A 13,464-nucleotide genomic window follows, 5' to 3' on the forward strand; every position below is an offset into this window, starting at 1 on the left:
GGTTGGTCGAACAGAACCCCCAAGGGTTGCTTGCGCCCCTTGCAGGCCACGACGCGACGGGCCCGGCGTGGCATTCCCGTTGCGTCCCCCTCACGCCACCCCCCGCACCCGCCGCACCAGCACCGCTCCCAGGAGCCCCGTCCCGGCGGCGACCAGGTACAGGACCCGGTAGCCGCCGAGGTGGTTCACCAGGGGGGCGGCCAGGACCGGGGCGGCTACTTGGGGCAGGGAGTTGGCGATGTTGATGAGGCCGAGGTCCTTGCCGCGGTGGGCGGCGGCCGGCAGGACGTCCGTCATCAGGGCGAAGTCGACGGACGTGAAGACGCCGAAGCCGATGCCCAGCAGCGCCGCCGCGCACAGCGCCCCCGGCCAGGTCTGCCAGACCGCCAGCAGCACGGCGGCCGCCGCCATCAGCACACCCGCCCACCGCACGAACGGCTGCCGGCGGCCGATCCGGTCGGACCAGATGCCGCCGATGACGACGGTGCCGAGCAGCGTCGTGCCGTTGACCGCCGTCAGGACGAGCACGCCGCCGTCCGGGTCGGGACGGTGCAGGGCGTCCCGGAGGTAGTAGAGGAGGTAGAGCAGTGTCAGCGCGTTGCCGAGGTTGATCAGAAAGCGGGTCAGCCAGGCCCAGCCGAGGTCCGGGTGGCGGCGCGGGCTGATCCAGAACCCGGCGAGGAAGCCCCGCCAGGTGAGGGGCGGGCGCCGGCCGGCGGGCAGGACCAGGTCCCTGTGCAGGAGGACGTAGGGGAGGGCGGCCAGGAGCGTAAAGGCCGCGCAGGCCAGATAGCCCGCGGCCAGTCCGCCTGCGAGGGTGGCGAGGGCGGTGCCGGCGAGGACGCCCAGGATCTGGGCGGCGCCCAGCCAGCCGCCCACCGTGCCCCGCTGGCGGTGCGGCACCCGGTCCGGGACGGCTGCGGTGACCGCCGCGAAGGCCGCGTTCAGGGTGAGCTGCACCAGGCACCAGCCCAGCACCATCAAGGGGACGGTCCGCGCCGACGCCAGCAGGGTCAGGGCGGCCGCCCCGCCCAGTACACCGGCGAGGATCCACGGGGTGCGGCGCCCGTAGCGGGACGTCGTACGGTCCGACAGGGCACCGAAGAGGGGGTTGGTGAGGAGGGAGATCGCGGCGCCGCAGCCCGTGACCCAGGCCAGTACGGTCTCCTTGGCGGTGCCGGGCGGCGCGACCTCGGCGGCCTGCAGAGCGAGCAGGATCTGGATCGGGCCGTACCAGCCGGCCCAGATCGCGCCGTTGGCCAGCGAGAGGGCGGCGGTCCAGCCGCGGCCGACGCGCGCGGACGGCTCCGCCAGCGCGGACGGAACCGCTGTCGCCGATGGTCCGGCGGTCGGTGCCGCTCCGCCTGCTGCCGCCGATGGTCCTGCGGCCGCTCCCGCCCCGCCTGCTGCCGCCGGCGGCTCCGCGTCCGCTCCCGTCCCGCCCGATCCTGCCCGGCGCCGCCTGCCCCCGCCCGCCACGGACCGCTCGCCCGCGCCCGGCCGGCTCATCCCCGGGCCTGGTCGCGCAGCGTGTCCCGTAGCCAGTGGTAGGAGGATTTCGGCGTACGGGTCAGCGTCCGGTAGTCGATGTGCACCAGGCCGAACCGCCGTGCGTACCCTTCCGCCCACTCGAAGTTGTCCATCAGGGACCACACGAAGTAGCCACGCACGTCGACCCCGGCGGACAGCGCATCGTGGAGGGCCCGCAGATGGGCGTCGAGGAACGTGATGCGGTCGGGGTCCTCGACGCCGTCGTACGCGCAGCCGTTCTCGGTGATCAGGACCGGCGGCAGGCTCGCCCCGTACCGCTCGCGGAAGGACAGCAGCAGCTCGGTGAGCGCCTCGGGGACCACCGGCCAGCCGAAGTCGGTACGTGGACGGTCCTCGATCTCCCTTGGGGCGAAGGGGAGTTCGGGGGGAAGGGAGATTCCGCCGAACTCGGCGGGGCCGGCCGCCGCCGGGTCCGGGGCGCCGACCAGCGTCGGCTGGTAGTAGTTGATCCCGTACCAGTCCAGCGGCTGCGAGATGATCTTGAGGTCGTCCGCGACGGGGCCCGGCAGCAGTGCCGCCAGCTCCTCGTCCGGGTAGCGGCCGAGCAGGAGCGGGTCCGCGAAGAGGCGGTTGAGCAGGACGTCGTAGAGAGCGGCGGCCGCACTGTCGGCCTCGGTCCGCGAGGCCGGCCAGGTCGGGCCGTGGGAGTTGGCGATGCCGATGTTCGTCGCGCCCCGGGCGCGGAGCGCCTGGACGGCCAGGCCGTGGCCCAGCAGCTGGTGGTGGGCGGCCGGCAGGGCGTCGAAGACCAGCCGGCGGCCGGGGGCGTGCTGCCCCAGGCCATAGCCCAGCAGGGTCAGTTCGGCGGGCTCGTTGAGTGTGATCCACCGGTCGACGCGGTCCCCGAGGCGGGCCGCGACGGTATCGGCGTATGCGGCGAAGTGCTCGGAGGTTTCCCGTGCGAGCCAGCCTCCGCCCGCGACGGAGCCCCTGCCCGCGACGGAGCCCCCGCCCGCGATGGAGCCGCCGATGTCGCCGGTCTCCAGCGCCTGTGGAGTGTCCCAGTGGAACAGCGTCGGCACCGGCTCGACCCCCGCCGCCAGCAGCTCGTCCACCAGCCGGTCGTAGAAGTCGAGCCCGGCCGGGTTCACCGCCCCGCGGCCGTCCGGGACGATGCGGGGCCAGGACACCGAGAAGCGGTAGGCCCCGACTCCGAGCCCCCTGAGCAGGGCGACGTCCTCGCGGTAGCGGTGATAGTGATCGGTCGCGACCCGGGCGTCGGACCCGTCCTTGATCCGCCCCGGCCCGTCCGCGAACGCGTCCCAGGCCGAGCGCCCCCGCCCGTCCTCGTCCACCGCCCCCTCGATCTGCTGGGCCGAGGTGGACACTCCCCACAGGAAGTCCCGGGGGAAGCGGGGGAGCGGGGTGAGGGAGGTGAGAGGGGCTAGCGGGACGGGGGAAGGATCCGGCGCCGTGGTCATGCACGGATAGTCGTAACCGTCGGTAACAGTGTCAAGGGGTCGCAGTGCCAAGACGTCTGCGAGGAGGGGGAGTTGGCGTGCGCGACCGGGCGGTGGAAGTCGACCGGGTGGGGAAGTCGACCGGGCGGCCGAGGTCCCGCACGCCGTCCGTCGCCCGTCAGTCCCCCTCCTTCAGCACCCGCGTGATCAGCTTCCGCTGTGCGTCCGTCAGCCGCGGATCGGAGCAGTACGTCGTCCGCTCATCGACGGTGATCTGATAGCTGAAGCCGTCCGGCACCCCGACGGGGGGCTCTTCATGGCCGGCGGCGAGGGATGCTTCGGCCAGGGACTGCCACTCGTCGGCGTCGGACCGCTTCGAGGCGTCGACCTCGCCGCGGCGCTCGGTGCCCGCGAAACCACCGGTACGTCGGATCTGAATACGCATAGTGCCCTCCTACCCGGTACGGCGGCGGGGTGCTGCCGGGATGCCGGGGATTCCGCTATTTGCCGCCCCCCGTTCCGGTGTCCTTGCCGGTCACCCCGACCTGCGACCACGCCTTGAGCAGTGCCCGGTGCTCGTCGCTTTCGCCGAAGCGGGCGCGGGCGGCGTCGAGGGTGAGCCGCGCGAAGTCGGCGAACCGGGCGTTCTTGGCGAGCTTGCCGCCGGTCAGCACGTCGTACCAGATCTGCCCGGCCCGCTCCCAGGCGTTGCCGCCGAGATCGGTGGCGGCCAGGTAGAAGGCGTGGTTGGGGATGCCGGAGTTGATGTGCACCCCACCGTTGTCCTTGTCCGTGTGGACGTACTTGTCCATTGTCGCGGGCTGTGGGTCCTTGCCCAGGACATCGTCCTCGTACGCGGTACCGGGCGCCTTCATGGAGCGCAGCGCCTTACCGCTGTCGACTCCCGGGCCGAGGAGCCCGGCGCCGATCAGCCAGTCGGCCTCGGCGGCGCTCTGGCCGAGGGTGTACTGCTTGATCAGGGCGCCGAAGACGTCGGAAATGTGCTCATTCAGCGCGCCGGACTGGCCCTCGTAGTCAAGATTGGCGGTGTACTGGATGACGCCGTGCGTCAGCTCGTGGCCGATGACGTCCACGGGGATGGTGAAGTCCAGGAACAGGTCGTTGTCCCCGTCGCCGAAGACCATCCGCTCGCCGTCCCAGAAGGCGTTGTCGTACTTCTCGCCGTAGTGGACGGTCGCGTCGAGCGGCAGGCCGGCGCCGTCGATGGACTTCCGGCCGTAGACCTTCAGATAGAGGTCGAAGGTGGCGCCGAGGCCGGCGTGCGCGCGGTTGACGGAGCCGTCCTGGGAGGGCCCGTCGGACTCCTCGTGCACTTTGGTGCCGGGCAGTTCCTCCCGGTGCTCGGCGTCGTAGATGGTGCGGTTGGGTTTGTCGGCGGCGGCGCCCGGCTCGCCGGGGGTGCGGCCCTCGGCGGCGATCTCGCGGCGGTGGGTGCGCCGCAGGTGGTCGTGCTCCAGGGTGCGGCGGGCGGGCTCGTGCCGAGCGGGGTCCTCGTGCTGCGCCAGGGTGTCGAGGACGTGCGGCGGGATGATGGTGCAGAAAACGGGAGCGGCCGGGTGGTGAGGGGTCACAGTGGAGTCCATACGCAAAACGGTGGCATTGCGTGACGCGGCTGTCACTGCCTGCCGCCGAGATTCCTGAATACGTGTGGTCCGTCGCACTTGCGGCGTTACGTCCGTCCGGTCCCGCATACTGATACGCGACCGCCGATGACGGCGTACCTCAGCTAGGGTGCTGTGCATCATGCGTTTCGGGCTGCTTCTCCTTAGCTGCCGCGGCGAGGGCCTGTAGTCGTAGGCCGACCCCCTCCCCGCGGAGTTCGGTGTTGCGATCTTTCGCCCCCGTCGGCCTCCCCTTGAGGACATACGAGGAGCCCTACGCACCATGACGAATCCGTCGAGCCCCGCAGCCAGCGCCGTCGGCCGCCGTACCCCGGTCACCAACGCGACGCGGCTCCAGCGGCCCTCCGGAATGCCGGTCCACAAGTACCGCCCCTACGAGGCCGTGGACATCCCCGACCGCACCTGGCCGGACAACCGCATCACCCAGGCCCCCCGCTGGCTGTCGACCGATCTGCGCGACGGCAACCAGGCCCTGATCGACCCGATGTCGCCGGCCCGCAAGCGCGAGATGTTCGATCTGCTGGTGCGCATGGGCTACAAGGAGATCGAGGTCGGCTTCCCGTCCTCCGGCGAGACCGACTTCGCGTTCGTCCGCTCCATCATCGAAGAGGGTGCGATCCCCGAGGATGTGACGATCTCCGTCCTGACGCAGGCCCGCGAGGAGCTGATCGAGCGGACCGTCGAGTCGCTGCGCGGCGCCCACCGCGCCACCGTGCACCTCTACAACGCCACCGCCCCCACCTTCCGCCGGGTCGTCTTCCGCGGCTCGAAGGAGCAGGTCAAGCAGATCGCGGTGGACGGCACCCGGCTGGTCATGGAGTACGCCGACAAGATCCTCGGTGAGGAGACGGTCTTCGGCTACCAGTACAGCCCGGAGATCTTCACCGACACCGAGCTGGACTTCGCGCTGGAGGTCTGCGAGGGGGTGATGGACGTCTGGCAGCCCGAGGACGGCCGCGAGATCATCCTGAACCTGCCCGCCACCGTCGAGCGCTCGACGCCCTCCACCCACGCCGACCGCTTCGAGTGGATGAGCCGGAACCTGTCCCGGCGCGAGCACATCTGTCTGTCCGTCCACCCGCACAACGACCGCGGCACCGCCGTCGCCGCCGCCGAACTGGCGATCATGGCCGGTGCGGACCGCATCGAGGGCTGTCTGTTCGGGCAGGGGGAGCGCACCGGCAATGTCGACCTGGTCACCCTGGGCATGAACCTGTTCAGCCAGGGCGTCGACCCGCAGATCGACTTCTCCCAGATCGACGAGGTCCGCCGCGCCTCCGAGTACTGCAACCAGATGGAGATCCACCCGCGCCACCCCTACGCGGGCGATCTGGTCTACACCGCCTTCTCCGGCTCCCACCAGGACGCCATCAAGAAGGGCTTCGACGCCATGGAGGCCGACGCGGCCGCCCGGGGCAGGGGCGTCGACGAGATCGAGTGGGCGGTCCCGTACCTGCCGATCGACCCCAAGGACGTCGGCCGCTCCTACGAGGCCGTCATCCGTGTCAACTCGCAGTCCGGCAAGGGCGGTGTGGCCTACGTCCTGAAGAACGACCACAAGCTGGAGCTGCCGCGCCGGATGCAGATCGAGTTCTCCCGGACGATCCAGGAGAAGACCGACTCCGAGGGCGGCGAGGTCACCCCGAAGGACATCTGGGCCGTCTTCCAGGACGAGTACCTGCCCACGCCGGGCAACTCCTGGGGCCGTATCCAGCTCAAGAACGGCCAGACCACCACCGACAAGGACGGCGTGGACACGCTGACCGTGCAGGCGGAGGTGGACGGCGTCGAGACCACGCTGGTCGGCACCGGCAACGGCCCGATCTCCGCGTTCTTCCACGCGCTGCAGGGCATCGGCATCGACGTCCGTCTGCTGGACTACCAGGAGCACACGATGAGCGAGGGCGCCTCCGCGCAGGCGGCCTCGTACATCGAGTGCGCGATCGGCGACAAGGTGCTGTGGGGCATCGGCATCGACGCGAACACCACCCGTGCCTCGCTCAAGGCGGTGGTCTCGGCGGTCAACCGCGCGGGCCGCTGACCCTCCCCCACGCCTGAACGGCGCGGGGGCCCATCCGTCCGGGGGGGCTGCCGGCCGCACCCGGCAGCCCCGCCAACCCCTGGTTCCGGCCAAGTCCGGTACGGCCGACGGGAGGCCCGTACGGGTGTTCCCTTGTTCGGGGGGTGCGTCCTGACGGCGCCCTGACCGGCGTCAACCGGAATCGGCGTCTCCCCTGGAAGGGTTGCGGGCCTTCGTCATCCGGCCAGTAGTCCGGTACGAGGTGCTGACGCCACATCATGGATGTGGCTAACATCACGCCCACATGGCGATGGGGCGGTGGGGCACCACCCGTGCCTGCAGGCCACGGGGGAGTTAGGGAGGAGTGGCGTGATGCACAAGGTGTGTGTGATGGGCGTGCGCACGTCCTGGCGTACCGTTGCCGACGGTGAGTTCTTCTGCCCGGACTGCGGCGGCGACCGCAACTACCTCCGCCAGACGGGCCGCCGCCGGTTCACCGTCCTCGGCGTCCCCGTCCTCTCCCGTGGCGCCGCGGGCCCGGTCCTCGAATGCTCCGCCTGCCGCGGCCGCTTCGGCCTGGACGCCCTGGACCACCCCACCACCGTCCGCTTCTCCGCGATGCTCCGGGACGCCGTCCACACCCTCACGCTCGCCCTGCTGGCCGCCGGCGGCACTTCGTCCGGCGCCGTGCGCGACACCGCCGTCTGTACGGTCCGCGCGGCGGGTTTCGCCGACTGCTCCGAGGACCAGCTGCTCACCCTCCTCGCCGCCCTCGCCGCCGACACCGGCCGCCTCACCGGCACCTACGACGCGGTCACCGGCGGCGACTGCGGCCACAACGGCCTCGACCCGTGCGGCACCGCACTGGCCATAGAGCTCCATGAGTCGCTGGATCCCCTGGCGCCCCATCTCGCCCCGGCCGGCCGTGAGTCCCTCCTCCTCCAGGGCGCCCGCATCGCCCTCGCCGACGGCTCCTACACCCCCGCCGAACGCGAGGTCCTCAGCACCGTCGGCGCGGCCCTGCAGCTGGCCCCGGCCGATACGGACCGCTTGCTGAGGGCGGCGCGTACGCCGTCCTGACGCCGGCATACGACGACCCCGCCACCAGAGAGGTGGCGGGGTCGCGCGCGTGCGAGAGCCGGTCGGCCCCGCGTCACCGGTCAGCCCCGTGTCAGCCGCACCGGCACCGCTGCGTAGCCGCCCGCGATGAAACCGCCGGCCGGTTTCAACGCTTCAGCGGAGACGGCCAGTTGGAGGTCCGGGAACCGCGAGAAGAGGGCCGGGAGGGCGGTGCGGGCTTCCAGGCGGGCCAGCGGTGCGCCCAGGCAGCGGTGGACGCCGTGGCCGAAGGCCAGATGCTCGGTGACCTGCCGCTGGACGTCGAACCGCGCGGCCGTGTCGCCGTGGAAGCCGGGGTCGCGGCCGGCCGCCGCATACGCCGGGAGGATCGCCTCGCCCTTGCGGATGGCGGTGCCGTCCGCAAGGGCGATGTCCTCGACGGCGAAGCGGAGCGGGAGGCTGGCGATGCTGGGGGCCCAGCGCAGCGTCTCCTCGATGACGTCGTCCCAGGAGGACCGGCCCGTCAGGACCAGCGTGAGCTGGTCGGGGTGGGTCAGCAGCGCGGTGACGGCGTTGCCGAGGAGGTCGACGGTGGTCTCGTGGCCGGCGCCGATGACGAGGAGCAGGGTGTCGAGGAGCTCCTGTTCGGTCATCCGCTGTCCGTCGTCGTCCCGGGCCGAGACCAGCAGGCTGGTCAGGTCGTCGGCGGGGGCCTTCCGCTTGCCGGCGACCAGGTCGCCGAGCAGGGCGCCGACGGCCGCCGCGGTGGCGCCGGCCTCTTCCGGGGTGGCCGTGGTGTCCATGATGGCCTGGACGAGGCGGGCCAGTTCGGCGCGCGGCTCGCCCTCCGGGAAGCCGAACAGCTCGCAGATGACCTGCATGGGGAGGGGATGGGTGAATTCCTCGCGCAGATCGACGACCGCGCCGGCGGGGACCGCGTCGAGGCGGTCCAGGAGTTCCGTGGTGATGCGCTCCACGCACGGGAGCATGGCCTCGGTGCGGCGGGCGGTGAACGCCGGGGCGATCAGCTTGCGCAGCCGCCGGTGGTCGGCGCCGTACGCGGTGAACATGTTGGTGACGCCGATCCAGGACTGCAGCCAGCTGCCGCGGATCTCCTCGCGCTGCCAGGCGGGCCAGTGCGCGCGCGGGTTCTTGGAGACGCGGGGGTCGGTCAGCAGCTCCTTGAGCAGGGTGTGGCTGGTGACGGCCCAGGCGGGGATGCCGCCGGGGAGTTCGACCCGGGCGGCCGGGCCTAGCTCGCGGAGGCGGGCCGCCTCTCCGTGGATATCTGTTCCGACCGGGTCGATGACGACGGGCTGCTGTCCCTGTTGTGCCATGGGGTGGCTCCTGCCTGGTCGGGGGTGATCGGGGTGAAGCGGGCGGGGAGAGCGGCCAGGGCCCGGTGGAAGGCGCCGTTGCGCCACACCAACTCGCTGTGGTCCACGGCGAGTTCGATGTCGGAGAGCCAGGCGGTGAGCCGTTCGATCGCGGTGGTGGCGATCAGGAGTGCGTGCCGCTTCACGGGGCAGGCGTGCGGGCCCGCCGCCCACGCGAGATGGGAACCGCCGCCCGAGCCGGGCCGGTCGAGCGTCGTGGTGCCGAACTGGCTGTTGGCGGCCGCGTAGGACACCATCACCAGCTGCCCCGCGCGGAGCCAGGTGCCGTGGAAGAAGACGTCGCGCAGCGGGAAGTGGGCGGAGTAGTTGGTGAGCGGCGGGTCGTGCCACAGCACCTCGTTGATGGCGTCGTGCGCGGTCAGCGCGCCGCCCGACAGGGTGTTGTAGTAGCGGTCGTCGGACAGCATCCGGGCGAGCGCGTTGCCGATGAGGTTGGCCAGCGGTTCGTTGCCCGCGCCCATCGTCAGGATGATCTGGTGGACGAGTTCCTCGTCGGACAGCTCGTTGGGGTGGTCCATGAACCAGGAGGTCAGGTCCGGCCCGCGCGCTGCCTTCTTGGCGCCGACGAGCTCCATGATGCACGTCGTGAACTCCTCGTTGGCGGCGGCGGCTTCCTCGGGGGAGTTGCCTTCCAGCATCCCGGCGATGGCCGCGATGAGCCGCTCGCTGTAGGAATCGGGCATGCCGAAGAGGCCGTTGAACATCAGCAGCGGGATCAGCCGGGCGTAGTCGGCGATCAGATCGACCCGGCCGTCCTTGCCGAACCGCTGGATGAGGGTGTCCGCGGCCTGGTGGGTGCGGGCACGCAGCTCATGCGGTTCGACGAGCCGGAAGCTGTCGGTGATCACCTCGCGATAGCGGGCGTGCGCCGCGCCGTCGCTGAAGAAGACGTTGGGGCGCCAGCCGATCATCGGCATGATCGGCGAGTCGGCCGGGACGGTCTGCATCCAGGCCCGGGAGTCCTTGGACCAGGTGCTGTCGTCGTGCAGCAGGTCCAGCGCGGCCCGGTAGTCGGTGACCAGCATCGCGGTCACGTCCGGCGCGATCTCGACCGGCGCCAGCGCGCCGTACTGCCGCAGATGCCGGTAGAAGCGGTGCGGGTCGGCGGCGAAGTCCGGTCCGTAGAGCTTCAGGGGCGCGTGCGGGTCGGGCTGGGCCGGAGTCTGCGGGGCCTCCGGCGGCGGTACGGCGTGTGCCGGGCAGCCCGGTGGCGGTGTGGCACCCGGCTGGTGCGGGGAAGTCACGGGTTCTGGTTCTCCTGGGGCGTGTGGTCCAGGACATGGCCGACGAGCGCGATCAGCGCGTCGACGGACTGGTCCCGGTCGCGGGCGTCGCACAGCACGAGCGGCGTCTCGGGGTGCAGGTCGAGGGCGTCACGGAGCTTCTCGACGCTGTGCTGCGGCGCGTCGGGGAAGGTGTTGACGGCGACGGCGTAGCGCAGCCCGGCCTCCTCGACGATGTCCATCACCTCGAAGGAGTCCGCCAGCCGGCGGGTGTCCGCGAGGACGAGGGCGCCCAGCGCGCCGCGGGCGATGTCCTGCCAGAGGGGACGGAAGCGCTTCTGTCCGGGCGTGCCGAACAGATAGAGCACCAGGTCCCCGGGCAGGGTCAGCCGCCCGAAGTCGATGGCGACGGTGGTGGTGGTCTTGTCCCGGACACCGGCGAGATCGTCGACGATCGCGCCGGTCTGCGTCATGACCTCTTCGGTGTGCAGCGGCGGGGTTTCGGACAGGGCACGGATGAGCGTGGTCTTGCCGACTCCGAACGGCCCCGCGACCAGGAGCTTGACCAGGGTCTGGTCGTCGCCGGAGAGATACATGCCGCCATTGGCCGCGCCGGTGACAGCGCCGGTGACCGCACCGGCGCCGGTGCTAGGACTTGAGAGAGCGGAGTCCATCGAGAACCCTCTCCAGGATCTGCCGGTCGAATTGCTCGGCTTCGGGGATGGGGACACGGGCGTGCAGGCGGCCGGCATCGACAAGATCGGCCACCAGCACCTTCACCACGCTGACGGGCAGGTGGAGGTGGGCTGCGACCTCGGCCAGAGACAGGGCCCCGGGCTGGAGCAGCTCCAGGATCCGGCGCTCTTCCGGGCGTACGTCACTGGTGACCGGCATCCCCGCGGTGTGCAGCAGGGAGAGCCGGTCCAACGTGTTGCGGCTGGGTCGGGCGCGTCCGCCGGTCGCCAGATAGGCCGGTACGAGGCGCCTGGTGCTCTGGCGCGGGGTCATGCCGGATTACCGAGGTCCCGCGCCGGGCTGTTCATGACCTTGTTGCCCAGAGTCGTCACCTGGATCTGCATATGGTGCGCGACGACGCCCATGTTGACCTCGGGAGCGGCGAAGACGGCCAGACAGGTGTTCTCGCCGGCCGGTATCGCGAAGACCCAGCCCTCCTCGGACTCGATGACAGTCTGCCGCAGCCGGGCGTCGTCCTGGCCGGCGAACGCCGCGGTCACGGCGCGTCCGGCGCCCTGGAGAGCGGACATCATCGCCGCGACGCCCTCGGCGGCGTCGCGCTGCAGGCCGGGCGAGGAGCCCTCGATGAATCCGTCGCCGGAGATGACGGCTGCGTGGATAACATGCGGCAGCTCCAAGAGGGGGGCCAGCACCCAGGACTTGTCCTCGGTGACACGGCGGCGAGTGGGGCTGTTCATCAGTGGGCGTTCCCTTCGGGACTGCGAGGGGGTTCTGACTGGGCCGCGGCCCGGCCGGATTCGGTGCCTTGCTGGAGTGCGGCCCAGCGGGAGGCGGTCTCTTCCGGAGAGCGCGAAGGAATCGATTCGGCGCGGGGGGCGCTCTGTTCGAGCTCGGATGCCGGCTTACGGCGGCGCCGGCGCGGGAGTTCGCCGTCGGCGGGGGCGGCGGGCGCGGCAGGACCGGCAGCGGCAGTGTCGATCCGGGCCGCCGGGTCCGGCGCGGCGGCGTGCCGCGCGGTGGACGGCGCGGGCGCGGCGGGCGCGGCGGTCGAGGGGGGCGTCGCGGCGCCCGTGGGCAGCACGGACGAGGACCGGTCCGGCACGCCCGGACGGTGCGGCAGCGGAGCCATCACGGACATGGGCTGGGTGCTCTCGTCGAGGACGGTGAGAAGGGGATCGCCGGGGATGTAGACGACCGCGCGCACCCCGCCGTACGGGGACGGCTCCACGTGCACGCCGAAGCCGTACTGCCGCACCAGCTGGCCCGCGGCCGCGAAACCGGACCGCGGCGGGTCGCCGAGCTGGGTGAGCAGCAGGCCGTCGGCACCGGACAGCAGCTCCATCGCCAGCTTGATCTCGTCGTCGTGCATGCCCACGCCGTAGTCGTCGATGATGACCGACGCGCCCTTGTTGCCCTGCTGGAGGGTGACGGTGACGGGCAGTTCCTGGTGCGAGTGGTGCAGCGCGTTGGCCAGCAGCTCGGTGATGGTGATCGCGACCGGCTCGACGGCACGGGCGACCACCGCGACCGGATCCCGCAGCTGGTTGCTGACCTGGACGCGCTCGTAGCCGCGCAGCCGGGAGGTGGCGCCGACGACCAGCTCGGCGAGGTAGGAGTCCTCGCGGGTCAGTCCCGGCCAGGCGCCGCACACCACGGCGGTGGCCTGAATCCGGCGCAGCGCCTGCTCGTTGAGGAAGTCCGCGTCCAGCAGGTCCTGGGCGATCTGCGGGTCGTCGTAGCGGTGCTGCATGTCCTGAAGGGCCGTCTGGAGCCGGTAGAGCAGCGCCTGGATGGTGGTGGTCGCGCCCCGGAGGGTGGACTGCGCGGCCGCGTCGACGCGTTGCCGCTCACCGGCCACCGCCTCGCCGACCTGGTCCAGTACGGCGGTCAGCGCGTGATCCGTCTCCGACCCGGCGAACCGGGAGTCCAGCAGCCCGCGTACCGGGACGTGCGGATGGGCGAGGGCCATGGTGAGGTCGGGGAGCCGCGTTCCGGCCAGATGCCGGATCTCGGCCTCGGTGGCCCGCAGCCGGGCCGACAGCTCCGTATTGCTCTGGAGCGTGGCGCTGTTGTGTTCCTCAGCGGCGGCGAGGCGCTGTCTCAGATCGGCGCGCTGCTTGTGTGCGCGGACCATGAGCGCCGCCAAGACCACGGCGGCGGCCGTACCTGCGCTGAGGCACCACAACAGCGCCTCCGGTATGGATGTCATCGAGATCCTCGTGTGGGTCTGGGTCGGCCTGCCGTCACGGCTGAGAACTGCCGATCATCCCCGGATGCTACCGGGGAGTTGACGCGCCGTGAGCTGGATCGACGGCGCGGACTGACAAGTACGGTAGGTCACGTTCCCCCCGCGATGCCCCGGACAATGGCGTGATGTGGCCCTGTCATCCCGGCCGGTGGGGCCAGGGGCGCCCCTGGCCGCCCGCGTGATGCGCGAGAATGGCCGCATGCTGCTGTGTCCCGCGGGCCCCTGTG

General features: G+C 71.5%; 12 protein-coding genes. 2 read left to right on the forward strand and 10 right to left on the reverse strand.

Annotated elements, in window-relative coordinates:
- Nucleotides 1-90 precede the first annotated feature (90 nt).
- The 4 genes from K9S39_RS29500 to K9S39_RS29515 all read right to left on the reverse strand — a co-directional run bounded on the left by K9S39_RS29500 (nt 91) and on the right by K9S39_RS29515 (nt 4,555).
- On the reverse strand, nt 91-1,509 hold the full coding sequence (locus tag K9S39_RS29500; protein WP_248866377.1) for an MFS transporter: 1,419 nt from the start codon (nt 1,507-1,509) through the stop codon (nt 91-93).
- On the reverse strand, nt 1,506-2,972 hold the full coding sequence (locus K9S39_RS29505) for a glycoside hydrolase family 1 protein (RefSeq protein ID WP_248866378.1): 1,467 nt from the start codon (nt 2,970-2,972) through the stop codon (nt 1,506-1,508). Before K9S39_RS29505 ends, K9S39_RS29500 begins: the two co-directional genes overlap by 4 nt.
- Before the next feature lie 157 nt (nt 2,973-3,129).
- Nucleotides 3,130-3,396 carry a protealysin inhibitor emfourin gene (locus tag K9S39_RS29510; protein ID WP_248866379.1) on the reverse strand — a complete coding sequence of 89 codons (267 nt, stop codon included), beginning with the start codon at nt 3,394-3,396 and terminating at the stop codon, nt 3,130-3,132.
- 55 nt (nt 3,397-3,451) lie between these two features.
- Nucleotides 3,452-4,555 (reverse strand): M4 family metallopeptidase, encoded by a 1,104-nt coding sequence (locus K9S39_RS29515; protein ID WP_248866380.1) that lies wholly within the window; start codon nt 4,553-4,555, stop codon nt 3,452-3,454.
- A 301-nt stretch (nt 4,556-4,856) separates the two neighbouring features.
- Between K9S39_RS29515 and leuA the strand changes: the two genes are divergently transcribed.
- Together leuA and K9S39_RS29525 are read left to right on the forward strand one after the other, a co-directional pair.
- Nucleotides 4,857-6,635 carry a 2-isopropylmalate synthase gene (gene leuA, locus K9S39_RS29520; protein ID WP_248866381.1) on the forward strand — a complete coding sequence of 593 codons (1,779 nt, stop codon included), beginning with the start codon at nt 4,857-4,859 and terminating at the stop codon, nt 6,633-6,635.
- Nucleotides 6,636-6,986: 351 nt separating this feature from the next.
- Entirely contained in the window at nt 6,987-7,694 is a 708-nt protein-coding gene (locus K9S39_RS29525) for a TerB family tellurite resistance protein (protein WP_248866382.1), read from the forward strand.
- 80 nt (nt 7,695-7,774) lie between these two features.
- Here K9S39_RS29525 and K9S39_RS29530 read toward each other — a convergent pair whose 3' ends face one another.
- The 6 genes from K9S39_RS29530 to K9S39_RS29555 are packed head-to-tail and all read right to left on the reverse strand — an operon-like array spanning nt 7,775 to nt 13,198.
- Nucleotides 7,775-9,010, reverse strand: coding sequence for a cytochrome P450 family protein (locus K9S39_RS29530; RefSeq protein WP_248866383.1), 1,236 nt, complete (start codon nt 9,008-9,010; stop codon nt 7,775-7,777).
- Nucleotides 8,926-10,314 carry a cytochrome P450 gene (locus tag K9S39_RS29535; RefSeq protein WP_248866384.1) on the reverse strand — a complete coding sequence of 463 codons (1,389 nt, stop codon included), beginning with the start codon at nt 10,312-10,314 and terminating at the stop codon, nt 8,926-8,928. Before K9S39_RS29535 ends, K9S39_RS29530 begins: the two co-directional genes overlap by 85 nt.
- Entirely contained in the window at nt 10,311-10,967 is a 657-nt protein-coding gene (locus K9S39_RS29540) for a GTP-binding protein (protein ID WP_406708037.1), read from the reverse strand. The genes K9S39_RS29535 and K9S39_RS29540 overlap by 4 nt, the downstream gene beginning before the upstream one ends.
- Complete coding sequence (locus tag K9S39_RS29545) at nt 10,942-11,301, reverse strand: DUF742 domain-containing protein (RefSeq protein WP_248866385.1); 360 nt, start codon at nt 11,299-11,301, stop codon at nt 10,942-10,944. The genes K9S39_RS29540 and K9S39_RS29545 overlap by 26 nt, the downstream gene beginning before the upstream one ends.
- Nucleotides 11,298-11,726, reverse strand: a complete 429-nt coding sequence (locus K9S39_RS29550; RefSeq protein ID WP_248866386.1) for a roadblock/LC7 domain-containing protein — start codon at nt 11,724-11,726, stop codon at nt 11,298-11,300. Before K9S39_RS29550 ends, K9S39_RS29545 begins: the two co-directional genes overlap by 4 nt.
- The gene (locus K9S39_RS29555) at nt 11,726-13,198 is read right to left on the reverse strand and encodes an ATP-binding protein (protein WP_248866387.1); all 1,473 of its coding nucleotides are present in this window, start codon (nt 13,196-13,198) and stop codon (nt 11,726-11,728) included. The genes K9S39_RS29550 and K9S39_RS29555 overlap by 1 nt, the downstream gene beginning before the upstream one ends.
- Nucleotides 13,199-13,464 lie beyond the last annotated feature (266 nt).

The sequence above is a fragment of the Streptomyces halobius genome (genome assembly GCF_023277745.1).
Classification (GTDB): domain Bacteria; phylum Actinomycetota; class Actinomycetes; order Streptomycetales; family Streptomycetaceae; genus Streptomyces; species Streptomyces halobius.

What these genes read in the sequence shown, in the direction of transcription:
- K9S39_RS29500 (WP_248866377.1), bottom strand. Translation starts at nt 1,509, where the DNA reads ATGAGCCGGCCGGGCGCGGGCGAGCGGTCCGTGGCGGGCGGGGGCAGG.
- K9S39_RS29505 (WP_248866378.1), bottom strand. Translation starts at nt 2,972, where the DNA reads ATGACCACGGCGCCGGATCCTTCCCCCGTCCCGCTAGCCCCTCTCACC.
- K9S39_RS29510 (WP_248866379.1), bottom strand. Translation starts at nt 3,396, where the DNA reads ATGCGTATTCAGATCCGACGTACCGGTGGTTTCGCGGGCACCGAGCGC.
- K9S39_RS29515 (WP_248866380.1), bottom strand. Translation starts at nt 4,555, where the DNA reads ATGGACTCCACTGTGACCCCTCACCACCCGGCCGCTCCCGTTTTCTGC.
- leuA (WP_248866381.1), top strand. Translation starts at nt 4,857, where the DNA reads ATGACGAATCCGTCGAGCCCCGCAGCCAGCGCCGTCGGCCGCCGTACC.
- K9S39_RS29525 (WP_248866382.1), top strand. Translation starts at nt 6,987, where the DNA reads ATGCACAAGGTGTGTGTGATGGGCGTGCGCACGTCCTGGCGTACCGTT.
- K9S39_RS29530 (WP_248866383.1), bottom strand. Translation starts at nt 9,010, where the DNA reads ATGGCACAACAGGGACAGCAGCCCGTCGTCATCGACCCGGTCGGAACA.
- K9S39_RS29540 (WP_406708037.1), bottom strand. Translation starts at nt 10,967, where the DNA reads ATGGACTCCGCTCTCTCAAGTCCTAGCACCGGCGCCGGTGCGGTCACC.
- K9S39_RS29545 (WP_248866385.1), bottom strand. Translation starts at nt 11,301, where the DNA reads ATGACCCCGCGCCAGAGCACCAGGCGCCTCGTACCGGCCTATCTGGCG.
- K9S39_RS29550 (WP_248866386.1), bottom strand. Translation starts at nt 11,726, where the DNA reads ATGAACAGCCCCACTCGCCGCCGTGTCACCGAGGACAAGTCCTGGGTG.
- K9S39_RS29555 (WP_248866387.1), bottom strand. Translation starts at nt 13,198, where the DNA reads ATGACATCCATACCGGAGGCGCTGTTGTGGTGCCTCAGCGCAGGTACG.